19 protein-coding genes and 1 tRNA gene are annotated in these 20,207 nt (G+C 30.3%); 11 read left to right on the top strand and 9 right to left on the bottom strand.

Annotated elements, in window-relative coordinates:
• Positions 1–194: 194 nt before the first annotated feature.
• Positions 195–268: transfer RNA gene (locus tag ITB9_RS06605), tRNA-Arg, on the bottom strand.
• 63 nt (positions 269–331) lie between these two features.
• A complete protein-coding gene (locus tag ITB9_RS06600) occupies positions 332–484 on the bottom strand; it encodes a hypothetical protein (protein WP_028607649.1) in 153 nt (50 codons plus the stop codon).
• A 547-nt stretch (positions 485–1,031) separates the two neighbouring features.
• Here ITB9_RS06600 and ITB9_RS06595 point away from each other — a divergent pair.
• A complete protein-coding gene (locus tag ITB9_RS06595) occupies positions 1,032–3,011 on the top strand; it encodes an endonuclease (RefSeq protein WP_054851631.1) in 1,980 nt (659 codons plus the stop codon).
• Positions 3,012–3,100: 89 nt separating this feature from the next.
• Here ITB9_RS06595 and ITB9_RS06590 read toward each other — a convergent pair whose 3' ends face one another.
• Both ITB9_RS06590 and ITB9_RS06585 read right to left on the bottom strand, forming a co-directional pair.
• A complete protein-coding gene (locus tag ITB9_RS06590) occupies positions 3,101–5,146 on the bottom strand; it encodes a M56 family metallopeptidase (protein WP_054851630.1) in 2,046 nt (681 codons plus the stop codon).
• A gap of 62 nt (positions 5,147–5,208) precedes the next feature.
• Positions 5,209–5,508, bottom strand: coding sequence for a BlaI/MecI/CopY family transcriptional regulator (locus ITB9_RS06585; protein WP_054851629.1), 300 nt, complete (start codon positions 5,506–5,508; stop codon positions 5,209–5,211).
• 181 nt (positions 5,509–5,689) lie between these two features.
• Between ITB9_RS06585 and ITB9_RS06580 the strand changes: the two genes are divergently transcribed.
• Positions 5,690–6,634: a calcium/sodium antiporter gene (locus ITB9_RS06580; RefSeq protein WP_054851628.1), complete on the top strand. Its 945-nt coding sequence runs from the start codon at positions 5,690–5,692 to the stop codon at positions 6,632–6,634.
• 87 nt (positions 6,635–6,721) lie between these two features.
• Here ITB9_RS06580 and ITB9_RS06575 read toward each other — a convergent pair whose 3' ends face one another.
• A complete protein-coding gene (locus ITB9_RS06575) occupies positions 6,722–7,741 on the bottom strand; it encodes a glutamine synthetase beta-grasp domain-containing protein (RefSeq protein WP_028290086.1) in 1,020 nt (339 codons plus the stop codon).
• 189 nt (positions 7,742–7,930) lie between these two features.
• Between ITB9_RS06575 and ITB9_RS06570 the strand changes: the two genes are divergently transcribed.
• The 5 genes from ITB9_RS06570 (at position 7,931) to ITB9_RS06555 (ending at position 13,293) form a co-directional block, all read left to right on the top strand.
• Complete coding sequence (locus ITB9_RS06570) at positions 7,931–10,117, top strand: glutamine synthetase III (protein ID WP_054851627.1); 2,187 nt, start codon at positions 7,931–7,933, stop codon at positions 10,115–10,117.
• An 81-nt stretch (positions 10,118–10,198) separates the two neighbouring features.
• Entirely contained in the window at positions 10,199–10,336 is a 138-nt protein-coding gene (locus tag ITB9_RS15605; RefSeq protein ID WP_187294259.1) for a hypothetical protein, read from the top strand.
• A gap of 90 nt (positions 10,337–10,426) precedes the next feature.
• Positions 10,427–11,605: an AIR synthase related protein gene (locus ITB9_RS06565; protein WP_054851626.1), complete on the top strand. Its 1,179-nt coding sequence runs from the start codon at positions 10,427–10,429 to the stop codon at positions 11,603–11,605.
• A gap of 22 nt (positions 11,606–11,627) precedes the next feature.
• Positions 11,628–12,572 (top strand): DUF3078 domain-containing protein, encoded by a 945-nt coding sequence (locus tag ITB9_RS06560; RefSeq protein ID WP_028290089.1) that lies wholly within the window; start codon positions 11,628–11,630, stop codon positions 12,570–12,572.
• Positions 12,573–12,735: 163 nt separating this feature from the next.
• Positions 12,736–13,293 carry a hypothetical protein gene (locus ITB9_RS06555; protein WP_054851625.1) on the top strand — a complete coding sequence of 186 codons (558 nt, stop codon included), beginning with the start codon at positions 12,736–12,738 and terminating at the stop codon, positions 13,291–13,293.
• Position 13,294: 1 nt separating this feature from the next.
• On the opposite strand, the gene ITB9_RS06550 is transcribed toward ITB9_RS06555, so the two are convergent.
• Positions 13,295–13,954, bottom strand: coding sequence for an ABC transporter ATP-binding protein (locus ITB9_RS06550; protein WP_054851624.1), 660 nt, complete (start codon positions 13,952–13,954; stop codon positions 13,295–13,297).
• 620 nt (positions 13,955–14,574) lie between these two features.
• Here ITB9_RS06550 and ITB9_RS06540 point away from each other — a divergent pair.
• The 4 genes from ITB9_RS06540 to ITB9_RS06525 all read left to right on the top strand — a co-directional run bounded on the left by ITB9_RS06540 (position 14,575) and on the right by ITB9_RS06525 (position 18,013).
• Positions 14,575–15,045: a hypothetical protein gene (locus tag ITB9_RS06540; RefSeq protein WP_148638398.1), complete on the top strand. Its 471-nt coding sequence runs from the start codon at positions 14,575–14,577 to the stop codon at positions 15,043–15,045.
• 106 nt (positions 15,046–15,151) lie between these two features.
• The gene (gene prfA / locus ITB9_RS06535; RefSeq protein ID WP_028290093.1) at positions 15,152–16,228 is read left to right on the top strand and encodes a peptide chain release factor 1; all 1,077 of its coding nucleotides are present in this window, start codon (positions 15,152–15,154) and stop codon (positions 16,226–16,228) included.
• Positions 16,229–16,335: 107 nt separating this feature from the next.
• The gene (gene pyrF, locus ITB9_RS06530; protein ID WP_054851622.1) at positions 16,336–17,154 is read left to right on the top strand and encodes an orotidine-5'-phosphate decarboxylase; all 819 of its coding nucleotides are present in this window, start codon (positions 16,336–16,338) and stop codon (positions 17,152–17,154) included.
• A gap of 79 nt (positions 17,155–17,233) precedes the next feature.
• Positions 17,234–18,013: an ABC transporter substrate-binding protein gene (locus tag ITB9_RS06525; protein WP_054851621.1), complete on the top strand. Its 780-nt coding sequence runs from the start codon at positions 17,234–17,236 to the stop codon at positions 18,011–18,013.
• Here the strand turns inward: ITB9_RS06525 and ITB9_RS06520 are convergent.
• The 3 genes from ITB9_RS06520 to purU all read right to left on the bottom strand — a co-directional run bounded on the left by ITB9_RS06520 (position 17,996) and on the right by purU (position 20,120).
• Positions 17,996–18,193 (bottom strand): Lacal_2735 family protein, encoded by a 198-nt coding sequence (locus ITB9_RS06520; RefSeq protein WP_028290096.1) that lies wholly within the window; start codon positions 18,191–18,193, stop codon positions 17,996–17,998. The two genes, ITB9_RS06525 and ITB9_RS06520, sit on opposite strands and share 18 nt — an antisense overlap.
• Positions 18,194–18,438: 245 nt before the next feature.
• On the bottom strand, positions 18,439–19,140 hold the full coding sequence (locus ITB9_RS06515; protein WP_054851620.1) for a DUF4197 domain-containing protein: 702 nt from the start codon (positions 19,138–19,140) through the stop codon (positions 18,439–18,441).
• A 125-nt stretch (positions 19,141–19,265) separates the two neighbouring features.
• The gene (purU, locus tag ITB9_RS06510; RefSeq protein ID WP_054851619.1) at positions 19,266–20,120 is read right to left on the bottom strand and encodes a formyltetrahydrofolate deformylase; all 855 of its coding nucleotides are present in this window, start codon (positions 20,118–20,120) and stop codon (positions 19,266–19,268) included.
• Positions 20,121–20,207: the final 87 nt, after the last annotated feature.

Here is a 20,207-nt window from a genome sequence, read left to right as displayed (position 1 = left end):
AAGTTAATAATTAAGTAATAACGTATATATAACTTTTTTTATGTCGTATTCTTTTGTGGATATTGATTTCTCAATAATGCAAAATGCTTTTAAGTTTTAGCAAAAGACTTATTTGTTTTTTCAAAGTTAAAATTCAGGTGATGTTAAAGTAAGGTATAAAAAAAGCAAGCTGTTTAGCTTGCTTTTTTTTTTCGTGACCTCGATAGGATTCAAACCTATAACCTCTTGAGCCGTAATCAAGTGCGCTATTCAGTTGCGCCACGAGGCCTATTTTTTGTGGGTGCAAATATATGTCTTTTTATATAAGCGTCAAAGTTTTTTGAAGAAATTTTTAATTTAATGCGTTTTTTGTAACAAATACCTTCCAGCCAAAAATAGCCATCTGTATTTTAGTGGCTTTACTTAAATCTAATTTTTGCTTGGTATAGCTTGGTAATACAAGCTTATTTAGTTTTGCTAAAAACTTAAATAGTGATTGTTTCATAACACTTAATTTTTTTCAAAATTATTGCTTTATTATGTGTTAGCCAAAAGTCCTTTGTAATTTAAAAATAGTAAAACTTATTCTAGACTAAGTTTTACATTTTGGGTTTAAAGGCTAATCGATGTTAAGATGTCGATTATTAATTTGGCAAGTGTTAGCATAATTTTACAGTTTTAAGGGTTAATAATAACAACCGTTTTAAGGATTGTTTTTTGAAGATATATTTTTTGGATATTATCTTCCAAATAAAACATTGTAAATTGATAAAATTGACTTTACTTTTGTAATTAAAAAAATAGATTTAGTTTCATTTTTTTTGATATTCTCTTCATTGATGTGTTAATTATTAACTTAAATGATCTTTTAATGTTTCATATATTAACAATTGTAGGGCATTTTGTTGTTGGTTTTTTTAATCCAAGGGGATTTTAATGTGTTTTTTGGTGTTAAAAGAGGTTTTCATCTTTTGGTAACTTAAAAGTTAATTAATGTGTTGGTAAAAGTTTACCTGATATTATGCTTTATATTTGCCAAAAAATATATTAATATGAAAAAAATTACTTTAATACTCTTTTTATTATTTGTTAGCTTAGGTTTTTCGCAAACCGTTGTGATTAACGAATTGGATAGTGATACCACTTTTGAAGGAAACAATATTGATAATCATGAGTTTGTCGAGTTGTTATCTGAAACTCCAAATTTTAGCTTAGATGGATATGTGTTAGTCTTTTTTAATGGATCAAACTCAGGAAACGACTCTAGTTATTATACTATTGACTTGGATGGTTACACAACAGATGTTAACGGACTATTTTTAATAGGTAACAATAGTGTGTCTCCAATTCCAAATTTAATTATTCCAAGTAATCTTATTCAAAATGGTGCAGATGCTGTAGCAATATATTTAGGTGATGATACAGATTTTCCTGAAGGTACTATGGCTACTCAAACTAATTTGGTAGACGCTTTAGTTTACGATACTAGTGATGCTGATGATGTTGCATTAATGGCTTTATTAGGTGTTAGTACGCAACACAACGAAGGTTCTGGTAATAATACTAATTCTATTCAGCGTTTTGATGATGGTTTAGGTAATGCTAACAGTGTAACTTATACATCAACTACACCAACACCAAGAGTATTAAATGATGGTTCAGGAGTGGTTTTAAATGGTGTTTTAATTTCAGTGGTTGATGCTTATTTTAACGAAGGGGATTCATTTGATGTTACTTTTACTACAGAGCAAGCTGTAGATTCGGATTTAATCCTTGATTTTACTTTAAATAATAGCGGATTTAATACTTCTGATTTTACAGGAAATACGCAGGTTACCATTCCGACAGGGCAAAATACAATTACATCTACAATTACTTTGGTAGATGACACGATGGATGAAGGTGATGAGGAGTTTAAAGTTGTTTTGCAAACAGTACCAAATAATTATGTAAGATTAAATAATAATATAGAAAGACGAGTAGTTGATAACGATTTTGTTGTGGCTGCTTATGGTACACCTTTAAATCCTACTTTTGGTATAGTGTCTAGTACTCAGCCAGATGGTTATTATAATTCTATTGATGGTTTGTCAGGTGCAGCTTTAGAGCAAGCGCTACAAGATATTATTGCTGAGGAAGGTGTTGTACGTGCACAAACCTATTCTGATATTATTGATATACTTGAAGAAGCAGACCAAAACCCTGAAAATTCAAACCAGGTTTGGTTAGTGTATACAGAGCAAGGTCGTGCTAAATTAGATTACCAAACCACATCTAATAATGTTGGAACATGGAATAGAGAACATACTTTCCCTAGGTCTTTAGCTGGCTATAACAGTATTGATTTAGACGATTTTAGAGATGGTAAAAATACGTTTTGGAATACTACAGCAGATTCCTTAAGGCATGGTAATAGTGATGGTCATGCTTTGCGTGCTGCAGATGGACCAGAAAACAGTACAAGAAACAATCAGCATTATGGACAGTATAATGGACCAACAGCTACAGCAGGAAGCTTTAAAGGTGATGTTGCTAGAAGTGTGTTATACATGCAAATCCGTTATAATGGATTAAGTGTAGAAAATGGGTTTCCTGATGTGTCTGGCCAAATGGGAGATTTAGCGACACTTTTAGATTGGCACAGAAATGATCCTCCTGACGATTTTGAAATGAACAGAAACAATGTTATTTATGAATGGCAAATTAACAGAAATCCATTTATAGACAACCCTGATTTAGTTGAATATATTTGGGGAAACCAAATGGGTAACGTATGGAATAATCCTTTAAGTGTTGATCAGTTTACAGCCGAAACTATCAAGGTGTATCCAAACCCTGTTAAAGATAAATTATATATTTCAGGAAATAAACAACAGTATAATGTCTCAGTTTTTTCTGCTGAAGGTAGAGTTGTTTTAACGCAAAAAGTTGATAATAATAGTTATCTTGATTTAGAATTAGCTAGTGGTTTATATATGGTTACTATTGAAACTAATGGAGAAAGTATTACCAAAAAGATTGTTATTGAATAAATGTAATATCTGTTTATAGAACAAAAAAAGACCTTCAATTGAAGGTCTTTTTTATTGTTTACTAAATAAATATTTTAGAGTGTTAGGTTTTAGTCAATACTAATAACTCCTTCTGCATCAATGTTTATTGTAATATTAGGAATACCTTTTGAGGACTGGTATAATACTTTGTTGTTTTGACCGCTAGTATTAGTAATAAGCATTTTAAGTTTTGTGATTTCTTTTTTTCTATTTCTTCTTAGCGTTATGTACTCTAAAGTTTGTCCTAAAGACGAAATGTGTTTTTTATGTTGATCTAAAACTGTGTCAGGTGTATTTTTAGTTATCTCTAATTTTGTGAAGTTTTTGGAAGAATCTTCATCATCTGAGTAAGTTGTGCTTGAAATACCATAGTTTACATCCTGAGAGTTGTTTTCTGTATTTGTGGATGTTTTTATAATAATGACTCCATTTTTGCCTTCTTCACCATATGCATCAATCGCATTTTTGTCTTTCAATACGCTCATATTAACGATACTATTTGGATCTATTAAGTTGATGTCTTTTGCATTTGTCTTTTTGCCATCAACAATTAATAGTGCTTTTTCAGAATTTATTTTATTTGAATAGCTATTGTTTAATTGATTGCTTATAAATACATCGTCTTCTTTTGTGTTAATTGTTTTGATTGTTTTAATTTCGGTTACTTCATAGTTAACAGACCATGGGTTGTTTTTTTTCGATATTACTTCGACAACATCATTTTTACTTTTGTCTTCATATTTTACGCTAGCGTTTTCTCCTTTTAATGTATTATCAGTGTCTATATTTTTGGTGTTTAAGTTTGTTTCTTTTTCATTATCTGTTTTTAATTTAATATTATCTCCAGTATTTTGACTATAAACTTTAACAGTGCTAGATGTTTTTTCTTTTAAAGAAAATTTGTCGGCAACTACACCACGTTCAGTAACTCTCATAACTAGGTTTTGATTTTGGTCTCCAAAAACTAATTCTCCATTTTCAATTTTTAAATGAATATTAGAAATAGGAATTTCTAAGTCGTTTCCATAAGTTGCATTGTGATTGTATTTGCTTTTCCCTTTTAATTTTGTTTCAATAGAAAGGTTTATAATTTCACCATCAGCATTTCGTTTTAAATTAGAAAACTTAACCTTTAGACCTTCCGAATTAGCTTCAAGTTTATTTTTTATACGTTCTATATTTAGATCTGAAGATTTTGATGTAAGGATAAGAATTTCGTCTGGAGTTTTTTGTTGTGTTTTACTTGTTTCCGCATTAGCGATATAAACCTCTTTTGTATTAAAACTCATTAAAAACAAGACTAAAAAGGGTAGGATGATTGTGAACTTTAAAAGATTACTTCTTCTAGATTTTGATTTTTGTAACATAACAATTCGTTTTTTGATTAATGATTGATAAAAATTATTTGTTATTGCTAGTTGATTAGTATCTAAACTAGCTTTTAATAATACGGTTTGATAGCTTTTAGCACATTCTGTTTTATTCTGAGCCTCATGATCTGCAATAAATTCTAAGTTTTGTTGTAGTGCTTTTTTGTACCACCAGATACATGGATTAAACCAGAATAGTATTGTTGCTATTTGTGCTATTATGTTGTCTATTGTATGGTTTTGTATTGCATGGATTTTTTCATGAGTAATAATGTGTTTTAATTCTTGTTTAGAAAACTGATACGGATTGTAGACAATTGTTTTAAAAAAAGAAAAAGGAGCAATTTGCCTGTTTATTTGTACATGTTTAAATGCACCTTGTTTTACTGTTTTTTGATGCTTTAATAGCTTATGTAATGACCAAAATTGAAGCGTTATTTTTATAGTCACAAATAGTGCGCCTAATAGGTAAACAATAGGTAGTAGTGTCCAATAATCAAATGTTGTTTCTTGAATTATAGCTTGTGTAATAGTTGTGTTGTTTGTTGTCTGGTAATACTGTGTAGGTGTTGGAGTGTATTCAATATAAATTGGAATTACCATTAATGGTAGTGCGATAGCAGTGAATAAGCCAATTAATAAAAACCAACGATTGGCTTGAAAAAAGGTCTCTCTTTGAAGAAACAATTTATAGCAAGTGTAAAATAATATAATAATTGCTGAAGCTTTTAAAATGTATTCCATGGTTATTCTTGATCTTCTATTAAACGAATAATCTCTTTAAGCTCGTCAACACTAATTTTTTCTTATTTAGCAAAAAACGAAACGACATTTTTATAAGAGCTGTTAAAAAAGTTGTCAATTGCAGTATTCATAAACTTATTACGATACGCTTCTTTAGTAACAATAGGGAAGTAGCGATGTGTTTTTCCAAAAGCTTCGTAGCTGACATAGCCCTTTTCTTCTAGATTTCTTATCATAGTTGATAGCGTGTTGTAATGCGGTTTATCAGTCTTTATTTCTGCCATAACGTCTTTTACAAAAGCGTGTTCTAGCTTCCATAGTATGTGCATTATTTCTTCTTCCTTATTTGTTAGCTTTTGCATTGGGTGTCATATTTATATTATATAACAACCATAACTAAAAAATAGTTATATAACTAAATTTATAGTTTTTTAACTATTTTTTTAGTTGTTACTTGGCTTTATTTCCGCGAAAGCGTAAAAAATAGACAGTCAAATTCTTAATTAAAAATTCAAAATGTATCTTCGCTAAAAATTAATATTTATGAGTATAGTCTTTCTTATTTTAGGGTTTGTATTATTGGTAGTAGGAGGAGAGTTTTTGGTACGATCATCTGTAGCTATGTCTTTTAAACTTAATATTTCTAAAATAGTAATAGGTATGACAGTAGTGTCTTTTGCTACTTCTGCACCTGAATTATTAGTAAGTCTTCAGGCAGCTTTAAAAGGTAGTCCCGCAATTGCAATTAATAATGTGGTAGGATCTAATATTGCTAATATTGGATTAGTTTTAGGTATTACAGCAATTGTTGGTGCTATTGCTATAGATAAGTCTTTTTATAGAATGACATGGCCAATTATGATGTTATTTTCTGGTGCTTTATATTATTTTTTATGGAATGATAATCAATTAATAGCTATTGAAGGTATGGTGTTATTTACAGCATTATTGATTTTTGTAGTGTATTTAATAAAAGGACAAAAACCTAGTGCTGATGATTTAGAAGAAGTGGATGATACTTTAGCGGTTGTGTCAAATTTTAAAATAATTATTTGGTTACTTATTGGTGCTGCTGCGTTGTATTTCGGTAGTGAATGGCTAGTAAAAGGAGCAACTCAGATTGCAACAAATTTAGGTGTTAGTGAGGCTGTTATAGGTGTTACAATGATTGCTATTGGTACAAGTGTACCAGAATTAGCAGCATCTGTAATTGCTGCAGCTAAAAAAGAGAAAGCAATTTCTTTAGGTAATTTAATTGGTTCTAACATTTTTAATATTGGATCTGTTTTAGGTTTAACGTCTATGATAAAAACTATTCCTGTTACAGAGCCACTAATTTTGTCTAGAGATATATTTTGGATGTTATTATTTGCTGCTGCTATTTTACCTTTAGGTTTATTGCCTAAGCGTAATGAGATTAATAAGTTTAAAGGTTTTGCATTGGTTATATTATATGGTGTGTTTATTGTTTTGGTCTTTAAAGGTTAAAACAATATAATTACAATAAGATATAAAAAAAAGGCTTTCTAATTATTTAGAAAGCCTTTTAGTTGGATTTAACTATGTAATCAAATATTAACTAATATTTGCAGATTTTACCGTTTTGATAATACGACCTGCAATTTTGTATGGATCACCATTAGATGCTGGACGACGGTCTTCTAACCATCCTTTCCAACCTTTTTCAACGGTAATAATTGGTATACGTATTGATGCGCCTCTGTCAGATACACCATATGAGAAATCGTTTATAGAAGCAGTTTCATGGTCACCAGTTAAACGTTGGTCGTTAAACTCTCCATAAACAGCAATGTGCTCTTTAACTACTGGTCTAAATGCTTCACAAATTTTCTCGTAAGTTTCTTGGCTACCACAAGTTCTTAAAACAGTGTTAGAGAAGTTGGCGTGCATACCAGAACCATTCCAGTCCATATCTTTACCTAATGGCTTTGGGTGGTAATCTATATAATAACCATAGTCTTCTGTTAATCTGTCAAGAAGGTATCTTGCAATCCAGATTTCGTCACCAGCTTTTTTTGCACCTTTAGCAAATAATTGGAATTCCCATTGTCCAGAAGCAACCTCTTGGTTAATTCCTTCAAAGTTTAAACCAGCATCTATACATAAATCAGCATGTTTTTCTACTAATTTTCTACCATGAGTGTTTTTTCCACCTACTGAGCAGTAGTACATACCTTGTGGTGCAGGATAACCACCAATAGGGAAACCTAGAGGTAATTGAGTTTTTGTATCCATGATAAAGTATTCTTGCTCAAAACCAAACCAAAAGTCATTATCTTCATCTTCAATAGTCGCTCTTCCATTAGATACGTGTGGTGTTCCATCTGCATTTAAAACTTCAGTCATTACTAAGTAACCGTCTCTTCTTGCAGGATCAGGATAAATGGCAACTGGTTTTAAAAGACAATCAGAAGATCCTCCTGATGCTTGTTTTGTAGAAGATCCATCAAAAGACCAGATTGGGCAGTCTTCTAATTTTCCGCTAAAGTCATTTTCAACTTTAGTTTTGCTTCTCATGTTTTGTGTTGGAAAATAGCCATCCAACCAGATGTATTCTAATTTAGATTTACTCATGATAAAAACTCTTTTTTAGTTATTTGTTTACACAAATATAAAATAAAAATAAATTGACCCATTAAAAAATAGAGGTCTAAATGTAATATTTATTAAAAGACTGTTAATAACCCTATATTTTTTAGGGTATCTTATTTTAAGAGTGCTTATTTTTGTAAATTCGTAAAATTAATAACTTAAAATATTTATATGTCAACATTAAGATTTCATGCTATAAAAGAATCATTAAAACATAAACCGATTGTTATCCAAGAAAACCATCGTCGTTCTGAAATCTTTGGAAGCAATGTCTTTAATGAATCCACGATGCGTCAGTATTTAACTAAAGAAGCTTTTGAAAGCGTTAGAGATGCTATACAGTTAGGTAAAAAAATTGACCGAGTTGTAGCTGATCATATTTCTACAGGAATGAAAGAATGGGCAATCTCTAAAGGAGCGACGCATTATACACATTGGTTTCAGCCTTTAACAGGAGCAACAGCTGAAAAGCATGATGCTTTTTTTGAAACAATTGGAGGTGGATTAGCTATCGAAAAATTTGGAGGAGGACAATTAGTACAGCAAGAACCTGATGCGTCTAGTTTTCCAAATGGAGGAATAAGAAACACTTTTGAAGCTAGAGGGTATACCGCTTGGGATCCAACATCTCCAGCATTTATTTATGGTACAACATTATGTATACCAACCGTTTTTGTGTCATACACAGGTGAAGCGTTAGATTATAAAACCCCTTTATTAAGAGCTCTACAAGCTGTAGATAGTGCAGCAGTAGCTGTTTGTAAATACTTTGATAAAAATGTAAAAAAAGTGAATGCGTCTTTAGGATGGGAGCAAGAATACTTTTTAATAGATCGTGATTTAGCAATGTCTAGACCAGATATTGTACAAACAGGACGTACATTGTTAGGTCATGCACCTGCAAAAGGACAACAACTTGATGATCATTATTTTGGAACCATCCCTAATCGTGCTATGGCTTACATGCGTGACCTTGAAACCGAATGTATGCTCTTAGGTATTCCTGTTAAAACAAGACATAACGAGGTCGCTCCAAATCAATTTGAATTAGCGCCAATTTTTGACGAAGCTAATTTAGCGGTAGATCATAATTCATTACTAATGGATGTTATGGATAAAATTGCAGATAGACATAATTTTAAAGTGCTATTTCATGAAAAACCATTTGCAGGCGTTAATGGTTCTGGAAAACATAATAACTGGAGTTTAAGTACAGATACAGGTGTCAACTTATTAGGACCAGGAAAAACACCAATGAGTAATCTTCAGTTTTTAACCTTTTTTATAAATACAATAAAAGCAGTTAATGATAATGAAGAGTTGCTTCGTGCAGCTATAGCTTCAGCGAGTAATGATCATAGATTAGGAGCAAACGAGGCACCTCCAGCAATTATTTCGGTATTTATAGGTCAGCAATTAACTAAGACATTAAATGAGTTAGAAAACGTGACCAATGGTAAATTGTCTCCTGAAGAAAAAACAGATTTAAAACTAAACGTTGTTGGTAAAATTCCTGATGTGTTGTTGGACAATACAGATAGAAACAGGACGTCTCCTTTTGCTTTTACAGGAAATAAATTTGAATTTAGAGCAGTAGGATCTACAGCTAATTGTGCTAACCCAATGACAGTTTTAAATAGTATTGTCGCTAAACAACTAATAGACTTTAAAGTTGAGGTTGATGCCTTGATTGATAAAAAGGATATGAAAAAAGATGATGCTATATTTAATGTCTTAAGAGAGTATATCAAGAAGTCCAAAAATATTTTATTTGAAGGAAATGGTTATGGTGAAGCTTGGGAAAAAGAAGCAAAAAAACGCGGACTTAGTAATAATAAAACAACACCAGAGGCTTTAAAAGCAAAAATATCGAAACAAACATTACAGCTTTTTGAAGAGCTAGGTGTGATGAATACAATTGAATCTGAAGCTAGATATGAGATTGAAATAGAAGAATATGTTTTGCGTATTCAAATTGAAAGTCGTGTATTAGGTGATATAGCACGTAATCATGTAGTACCAACAGCTGTAAGATATCAAAACATTTTAATCAAAAATGTAAAAGGATTAAAAGAGATTTATGGTAAAGACTTTAAAAAGTTTGCACAAGAGCAATTAAATTTAATTGAAGAAATCTCTGAGCATATTGCTTCAATAAATTCAAATGTCACAAAAATGACAGCAGCAAGAAAAGCTTCTAATAATAGTAAAGATTTGGATAAAAAAGCAATGGCTTACTGTAATAATGTTAAATCTTTATTTAAGGATATTAGATATCATTGTGACAAATTAGAATTACTTGTGGATGACGAGCTTTGGCCTTTAACAAAGTATAGAGAATTATTGTTTACTAAATAAACAAAAATAAAAGAAATAAAAAAGCCTCATTTGAGGCTTTTTTTGTGATTTGTATTTAAATCTAGTTAAACAATAATATTCTTGGGTGTAATAAGTGGAAAAAATGAAGGATTGCTTTACGATGGTATATCTCAAAACAATATTTACAAAATGACGCTTGATTTAGATGAAAATAGAACACTATTAATTAGTAATGGTAAAATGCCAGATTGGAAATAAATGTACCTAAACATCAAATTAATTATAAAAGCGCACATATTATTTGTGTGCTTTTTATTTATAAATATCTTTGTTGCTTAACACAACACAATGAGTTCAGAAATTTCAAAACGTTACAGCCAAAGAGGTGTATCTGCATCTAAAGAAGATGTACATAATGCAATTAAAAATATTGACAAAGGCTTATTTCCTAAGGCTTTTTGCAAGATTGTACCAGATTATTTAACTAATGATGATCAATACTGCTTAATCATGCATGCAGATGGAGCAGGAACAAAATCTTCTTTAGCATACATGTATTGGAAAGAAACAGGAGACGTCTCTGTTTGGAAAGGTATTGCTCAGGATGCATTAATAATGAATATTGACGACTTACTTTGTGTTGGTGCTACAGATAATATCATGTTGTCTTCAACCATTGGTCGTAATAAAAATCTAATTCCAGGAGAAGTTATTTCTGCTATAATTAATGGTACCGAAGAATTAATTGAAGACTTAAAAAGTTTTGGAGTTACTATACATAGTACAGGAGGCGAAACTGCAGATGTTGGTGATTTGGTTAGAACAATAATTGTAGACTCTACAGTTACAGCAAGAATAAAACGTAGTGATGTTATTGATAATGCTAACATAAAAGCAGGAGATGTTATTGTTGGGTTAGAAAGTTTTGGACAAGCTACTTACGAGAAAAGCTATAACGGAGGAATGGGTAGTAACGGTTTAACGTCTGCACGTCACGATGTGTTTGATAATTACTTAGCTAAGAAATATCCTGAAAGTTTTGATGCTTCAGTACCTGAAGATTTAGTTTATTCTGGTAACATTAAATTAACAGACAAAGTAGAAAATTCCCCTATTGATGCAGGCCAATTAGTATTATCTCCAACAAGGACTTATGCGCCAATTATAAAAGAGATTTTGTCAAAGTACAAAAGCCAAGACATACATGGTATGGTGCATTGTAGTGGTGGAGCACAAACCAAAATTTTACACTTTGTAGATAACTTACATGTTGTAAAAGATAACTTATTTCCAATTCCACCTTTATTTAAGTTAATCCAAGAGCAATCAAAAACAGATTGGAAAGAAATGTACCAAGTGTTTAATTGCGGACACAGAATGGAATTATATGTCTCTCCTCAAGTTGCAGAACAAATCATTGAAATCTCTAAGTCATATGGAGTTAATGCTCAGGTGATTGGTAAGGTTGAAGCTTCGGAAACAAAAAAACTGACAATAGAAAGTCAGTATGGTACGTTTGTATATTAAATGCTAAACTAAATTTTATACTATGAGATACATTTTTATAATGTGCTTTATGTGTTTTATCAAGGTTACGACAGCACAAATTGTAACAAAAGTAAAAGTGGTTGACACAACTGCATGGAAACAAGCAAATAAATTAGGCGTAGATATTAACGAGGTAACTTTTGTTAATTGGAATGCAGGAGGAGCAAATTCAATTTCAGCATTACTAGCTATTCAGTCTAGTTTACGCTACAAAAAAAATAATCTAATATGGTTTAATGAGCTTAGAACACGATATGGTGTTAACAAGCAAGAAAACCAAAGATTAAGAAAAACAGAAGACGAGCTTGAGCTAATCTCTACGTTAGGATTTAGAAAAGACACATTAACTAATTGGTATTTTTCTGGACGTTTTAATTTTAAAACACAGTATACTAATGGTTTTAATTATCCAAATAGAGATAATTCAATTTCAAGTTTTATGACTCCTGGTTATTTGTTTTTAGGAGGTGGAGCAGAATATGGTAAAAACATCGAAAAATTGTCATTTTACATGTCGCCTTTAACCTTTAAAGCAACTTTTGTTCTAGATCAAGATTTAGCAGATGATGGTTCTTTTGGAGTAGAACCAGCTGTGTATGATGCCTTAGGAAATAAAATTAAGGATGGTGAAAATACACGTACCGAAATGGGTATACTTTTAACCAATTCATACGAAACAGAAGTGCTTGAAAATATTTACATAAAAAACAGATTAAGCTTTTATACAGATTATTTAAATAGTTTCGGAAACATTGATGTCGATTGGGAAGTCGTGTTTGATTTTAAAGTCAATGATTTTGTAAAAGCAACGTTAGGATCTCATCTAAAATACGATAATGACATTAAAATAATTGAAGAAACTGAAGTTGAAGACGAATTTGTAGAAAAAGGAGCCTCTATACAATGGAAACAACTTTTGGGTATAGGTGTAGTAGTAGATTTTTAATTCTTATATTTATAAGAAGCCTTGATCAATAATCTTGTATAAACAACAAAACATAAAAATCTTTACGCTTACTCTTGCTATTATAAACATAGTAGCACTACTTTGTCTTGAGTTTTTTAATAGTCAAATAGTAAGGTTAATTTCAAGTGGTTTGTTTTTGTTTATGTTTTTTAATTTTGATGTTAAAGACAAGTTGTTTATTGCATTTACCAGTCTATTATTTATAGCAGATGCTTTAGATTTGTACTATAACTCACCATATATTATAGAAGCGTATTCTGTTGTTAAAACACTAGCATTTGGTTTGCTTTGTTTTAGTCTTTATAAAAAAATGAAGACTAAAAAATTAGGTAATTCATTATCTGTTTTATTTATAATTGTTATGATTATAAATTTACTTATTGGTTATATCACAGTTTCTGGTGTATCTGGAGGAATGACTGCTAGTCAACTTCTCTCTATTCAAGTTTATTGGTTTTTTTGTGTTGTGGCTGCAGCTCTAGCTGCTAAATATTATTTTTGTACTGAGTCTCCTAAAGCAGTTTATATTATAATTTTTACTTTTTTGTTTGTGTTTACAGACTTATGTGGGTTTATAGCTAATTTTATAGAGGTGCCTAGTTTTTATTACGGAGAAAGACTACTGTATTTATTAGGTTTTTTCTTTTTAAGCCAATACCTGTTTTTTGATCAAATAAAAGATAGAATAAAAGTCTCTTAAGCTATAAGCTTCCTTGATGTAAATAGTTATAATCTTCTAATTCTGTAAGATTATTAATTAGTTTAGAACAGCCGTTTTTAATTAAGTAAATTGTATCAGAAATAGCAATAACATCTTGATATCTATGGTCTGTTAAAATAATGGCTTTATGTTTTTTTTCAATTTCAATTAATAATTTAATTTTATCAATATATAAAGGAGAGATGCCATTAAATGGTTCGTCTAATAATATAATTTTGGCATTCTTTTTTAATATTAAATAAATTTCAATAAGACGTCTTTCTCCTCCTGATAATGTGTTTATTTTATACTGTTTGTATTTAGTAAGTTCAGGAAATTCTACTATAAAATCCTTCCATTTAACATTAAATAATTTAAACAAAACACTAACTTTTACTTGGTTTGGTGTAAAATGGTATTGTGGTAAAAAACTAGCTAATTGGGTTTGGTATAAAGGTTTTTTTAGTGGTTTGTTGTTTAGTCTTATGTGGCTGTATTTCGCGATAAGCGTACCAAAAGCAATATTTAAAACACAGCTTTTGCCAGAGCCATTTCGACCTAAAAGGCTAGTAGTTTTACCTGTCTCAGCTTTTAAATAAATCCCGTTAAGGATTGTTTTTTCTTTAAAATAAAGTTCTACACTATCGATTTCAAAAATCAAAATGGTTTAAATAAATTGGTTAATTAAACTTAAAAATACTACTGTAATAATGGCGTCAATACAATATACAATACCAAATAATTTAAAGTCAGATACTCCTAAATTTTTATAAAAGGTCAGTTTTTGCTTGGCTTCAGTCTGGTTAACAATATACCAAAGTAAGACTATCAAAAATAATTTAGTTATTAAAGCGACTAATATATTTAGACTTCCAAAAACTAATAATAAAATATTAATAGCAATAGACCACGTGGCAAACGTGCGATAATAGTGTAGTATAGCGAATAATTGACTTATCATATGCTTATCAATAACGAATAATGATATATTTATAGTATAATTGCTTCTGAATATATAATTCAACAGTTGTTAAAATTTTAAATAAAGTTAGTTGTCATTTGGGTAAAAAACAATTCTATTTATTAGCTGCTATTCTATTAGTAAATTACTGTATTATTTTTATGTATCCACTGTTTTATAGTAGGATTATTAGAATAATTATCACTTTAATTTGTTTTGGATTTTACTTAAATATTAGAAATAAAGCTAACAGGTTTGTGTTGTATATATTCTTGTTTTTTTTATTGGCAGATGTGTTTTTGTTTTTTTACGAAACCCCTTTGTATGAACTATTAACAAGTTTGTCAAGAGTTGCAGGTTATTTACTAGTGTTAAATCACTTCAAGAAGTTGTATGATCATAAAGCGTCAGATAAAATTGCAGTAGCTGTTTTTGTAATCTTAGGTTTAATTAATTTATTTGGATTGCATTTAGTAACCAATTACGTTTATAATACTTCAAGTTTTACAGTTATAAAAGAGTATAATGTTTATGTCCATGGTCTAGTGCTTATTGCAGCTTGTTTTTATGCAGGAAACAATAATTTTAATCAGACTACTGGTAAATCCTTATTTGGAGCTTTCTTTATTTTTGCTTTAGCATTTGCAGATTTATGTGCTTTAGTGGGTTATTATTTTGATTTTTCTCTGTTTCAATATATAGACAGAACTTTTTATGTTTTTGGATTGATTTTTCTTATTAAATATGCCGAAAAATGCACAACTAAAGTTATTAAAACTTCAAAAAAATAATAGCTTTTATCCTCAATAATTTTTATTAAGATGCTTATAGTTTGTATATAAAAGTATTGCTAGTTCATTAATTATCGTATTTTTGTTTCACAATTTTAAGAAGAAGATGTTAGAGAAATTACAAATAGTAAAACAACGTTTTGACGAGGTTAGTGATTTAATTATCCAACCAGATATTATCATGGATCAAAAGCGTTATGTCGAGCTAAATAAAGAATACAAAGACTTACGACTTTTAATGGATAAGCGTGAGCAATATATCGAGTTTACAGATAACCTTAAAGAAGCAGAAGAAATTATTGCAGATGGTAGTGATGCCGAAATGGTAGATATGGCTAAAATGCAATATGACGAAGCTAAAGAAGGTATTCCTAAATTAGAAGAAGAAATTAGAGTATTGTTAATCCCTAAAGATCCACAAGATTCTAAAAATGCGGTAGTCGAGCTTCGTGCTGGAACAGGTGGTGATGAAGCTAGTATCTTTGCAGGAGATTTATTTAGAATGTACACCAAATACTGTGAAGGTAGAGGCTGGAAAGTAGATACCGTAGATTATAGTGAAGGTACAAATGGTGGTTTTAAAGAAATCCAATTTGAAGTTTCAGGTGAAGATGTTTATGGTACTTTAAAATTTGAAGCAGGTGTGCATCGTGTACAGCGTGTCCCTCAAACCGAAACTCAAGGTCGTGTGCACACAAGTGCAGCAACCGTTATGGTATTTCCGGAAGCAGAAGAGTTTGATGTAGAAATCAATCCAAAAGATGTACGTATAGATTTTTTCTGTTCATCAGGACCAGGAGGACAGTCGGTAAACACAACCTACTCAGCAGTACGTTTAACACACGTTCCGACAGGTTTGGTAGCACAATGTCAAGACCAAAAATCTCAGCATAAAAACAAAGAAAAAGCTTTTAAAGTATTACGTTCTAGATTGTATGATTTAGAGTTGGCTAAAAAAATGGAAGAAGATGCTGCTTTACGTGGTACAATGGTTACCTCTGGAGATAGAAGTGCAAAAATTAGAACATACAATTATCCGCAAGGTCGTGTAACCGATCACAGAATTGGATTAACACTGTATGATCTATCCAATATTGTAAATGGAGATATCCAAAAAATTATTGACGAATTACAATTAGCTGATAATACCGAAAAGTTAAAAGCTAGCGACGAACATATTTAATAACAAGCCTCTTAATTGAGGCTTTTTTTAAAGGCTAGATTATCCTAAAATTTTTAAAATGAAAAAGTAAGTTTTGTGATACTTCACAAAATGATTAAACAGTACTAATGACAACACAACAACTAACAGCACAAATTATTAAAAAGAAGTCTTTTTTATGTATTGGATTAGACGTCGACTTAAATAAAATTCCGGAACATTTATTACAAACCGAAGATCCTATTTTCGAGTTTAATAAAGCAATAATAGATGCCACTCACCATTTATGTGTTGCCTATAAACCAAATACAGCTTTTTATGAAGCCTATGGTTTAAAAGGTTGGAAAGCATTAGAGAAAACGATTAATTATCTAAACACAAACCATCCGGATATTTTTACAATTGCAGATGCTAAACGTGGTGATATTGGTAATACAAGTACAATGTACGCCAAAGCTTTTTTTGAAGATTTAGCATTTGATAGTGTAACTGTTGCTCCTTATATGGGTAAAGATTCGGTAGAACCATTTTTAGCTTTTAAAGACAAACATACTATTATGTTAGCACTAACGTCTAATCAAGGTGCTTTTGATTTTCAAACCAAAACGGTTGAAGGAAAAGAGTTGTACAAACACGTTTTAGAAACGTCCAAATCTTGGCAAAATAGCGAAAACCTAATGTATGTAGTTGGTGCAACAAAAGCCGAATACTTTACTGATATTAGAAAAATTATTCCTAATAGTTTTTTGTTAGTTCCAGGTGTTGGAGCTCAAGGCGGAAATCTTCAAGACGTTTGTAAATATGGTATGAGTGATAATGTAGGCTTATTAATAAATTCTTCTAGAGGAATTATATATGCTTCTAATAATAATGATTTTGCTGAGGCAGCAGCAGCTAAAGCAAAAGAATTACAACAGCAAATGGAAGTTGTTTTAAATAGTAAATAAACAATTGCACGTTTTGTCACGCTAAATTTATTTTAATATCTCATATTAAAAAATCACTATTATTTTAAGCCAAAACTAAATGCTACTTACAGACCAAATAGGTAATACACTTAACATAGATGCTACACCAATACGCATCATATCGTTAGTGCCTTCTCAAACCGAATTGTTATATGATTTAGGTTTAGAAGATAGTATCGTAGGTTTGACTAAGTTTTGTGTGCATCCTATTCATTTAAAAAAAGAAAAACAAATTGTAGGCGGAACAAAGCAGATTAATTTAGATAAAATTAAAGCTTTAAAACCAGATTTGATTTTATGTAATAAAGAAGAGAATACGCAAGCCATTGTTAAAGATTGTCAATCCATTTGTCAAGTTCATGTTTCGGATATTTTTACAATTAAAGATTGTGTTGAGGTAGTCAATCAGTATGGTCAAATATTCAATAAAATAGATCAAGCAAAAGTTATTGTAACTAAAATAGAGGCTAATGTATTAGATTTTAATAACTATATAAAAGATAAACCTACGCTAAAAGTGGCTTACTTTATATGGAAAGATCCTTGGATGGTTGCAGCAAATAGCACTTTTATTAATTATTTATTAGAATTAAATAAATTTGAAAACGTTTATGCTAACCTTAGTCGTTATCCAGAGGTTAGTATAGAAGAGTTAAATAACAATCTGTCAACCGATTTAGTTTTATTATCAAGTGAGCCTTATCCTTTTACTGATAAGCATAAAACCGAATTTAAAAACACAAAAACAATTTTAGTAGATGGCGAATATTTTTCGTGGTATGGATCAAGATTGATTTTGGCGTTTAATTATTTTAAACAATTAAGAGGCAGTTTGTGAAACATCTCTGGCTAAATAACTAAGTCTATTTAGTTTGTCTAAAATTTTAATAGCTTTATAAGCAAACACATCACTGGCTTCGTGATCTGTTTGACGTAAGTTGTAAGCTTGCTCAACTAACTGTTTATAGCGTTTGTTTAGCTTGTTTTGATGTTGTTGTAGTAAGTCTCTACGAGTCATTAGTTTAGTTGTTTGATTTTCAGATAATTAAATTACTTTTTTTATTTAAATAAAAAAAATAATTCAGTACAAAATATCGTAAAAAATAAAAGAGTCTATTCCTTTCTCAAAAAAACAGACTCTATTAACTAACTAAACTAACTCAGTAAAAGAAAGTTGTGAGAAGTTTTCTTTTACGCTGCAAATATCTTACATAAGTTTAGTTTAAATGTTAAGTAAATATTATTCTAAGATTAACTTAAAGATTAATCTTGTAAAGCAAATACTTTCTGTAATAAAGCTGTGGTTCTAGATCCAACTTTAGTTCTTATTTCTTGCTCTTCAACAGCTATCATTGTGTAAACACCTTTTAAAGCCTCACTTGTAACATAATCTGTTAGGTCAGGATTTACATTACTTGTAAAAGGTATAGCATTGTATTTGTTAATTAGATTAGACCAGATTTGATCTGCTCCAACCTTGTCAAAAGAGGCTTTAATCACAGGATTAAATTTGTCATATAAAGCAGTTTGTGTTTTACTTGTTAGGTATTGTGTTGCAGCATCATTATTACCTAATAATATGTTTTTAGCATCAGTAAATGTAATCTCTTTAACAGCATTTACAAATATTGGTGTAGCTTCACCTACTGCATCTTCTGCAGCTCTGTTTAACACTTTTAATCCTTCATCAGCTAAATTACTTAATCCAATATCACGTAAAGCTTTGTCTACTTTTTGTAATTCTTCAGGAAGTAAAATTTTAACTAATTCGTTTTTAAAAAAACCATCAGTTTGGGTTAGTTTAGTCACTTGCTTGTCAATACCTAGGTCCAAAGCTTGTCTTAGTCCGCCTGCAATATCTAAATCGCTAACACTTCCAGATTGTGGTAATTGGTTAACAACCTGTTGTAATTCTGCACAGGCAGTAAAATTTAAAATAATAATAAAGGTCAATATTTTTTTCATGTTCTATAATTTATGGTGTAAATATACTTAATCTTATGATGTTTTTTTTATGCAAAAACTGCGTTTTATGTTAACTATAATTTAATTTAAATGAAAATACTTGCTAATAAGTATCATTTATTGTTTTAAGAAAAAATTACAGTCTTATTATTAAACACCATTACTTTTCGTTTAAGATGAAGCTTTATGGCATTAGCCAACACTATTTTTTCCAGATCACGTCCTTTGGCAATTAAATCTTCTATGGCGTGTGTATGTGATACTCGTGTTACATCTTGTTCAATAATTGGGCCAGCATCTAATTCCTCGGTCACATAATGACTTGTTGCTCCAATAATTTTTACACCTCTTTTGTAAGCAGAATGATAAGGTTTGGCACCAACAAAAGCAGGTAAAAACGAGTTATGTATGTTTATTACCTTGTTTGGATATTGGTCTATAATTTTGCTAGATACAATTTGCATGTAACGTGCAAGTACTATAAAATCTATATCAAAAGTTTTGCATAATTTTAATTGCGCATCTTCAGCTTCAGCTTTAGTATCTTTTGTAACAGGAATATGGTAAAACGGAATGTTAAAGCTATCTGCAATAGGTTTTAAAGTATTGTGGTTACTAACAATAAACGGAATTTCTAAATCTAACTCACCAGAATTATAACGACCTAATATATCATACAAGCAATGGTCGTATTTGGATACAAACAATGCCATTTTAGGTTTGTTATTAGCTTCATAAATGCGCCATTTCATTTTAAAATGTTCAGCTAGATTTATTTTAAAGTTGTTTTTAAACGCATCTATATCAAATTTATCGGTTTCAAATTCACCTTCCAAACGCATAAAAAATATGTCTTGTTCTCTGTCTACATGTTGATCTATATATACAATGTTACCGTTGTTATTAGCAATAAAATTGGTCACTGTTGCAATAATTCCTGATTGATCATCACAATTTATAAGTATAGTAAGTTTTTTCATTTTGATAACATATTGACTACTAATTTAGTCTAAAATTACAAGGCTATTATTTTTGCTTTTAACTTTTAGATAATTACAGATTATATA

The organism is Olleya sp. ITB9 (assembly GCF_001315805.1).
Lineage (GTDB): Bacteria > Bacteroidota > Bacteroidia > Flavobacteriales > Flavobacteriaceae > Olleya > Olleya sediminilitoris.
Note: the sequence above shows the minus strand (reverse complement) of the source record. Positions and strands in the feature narration are given on the sequence as shown.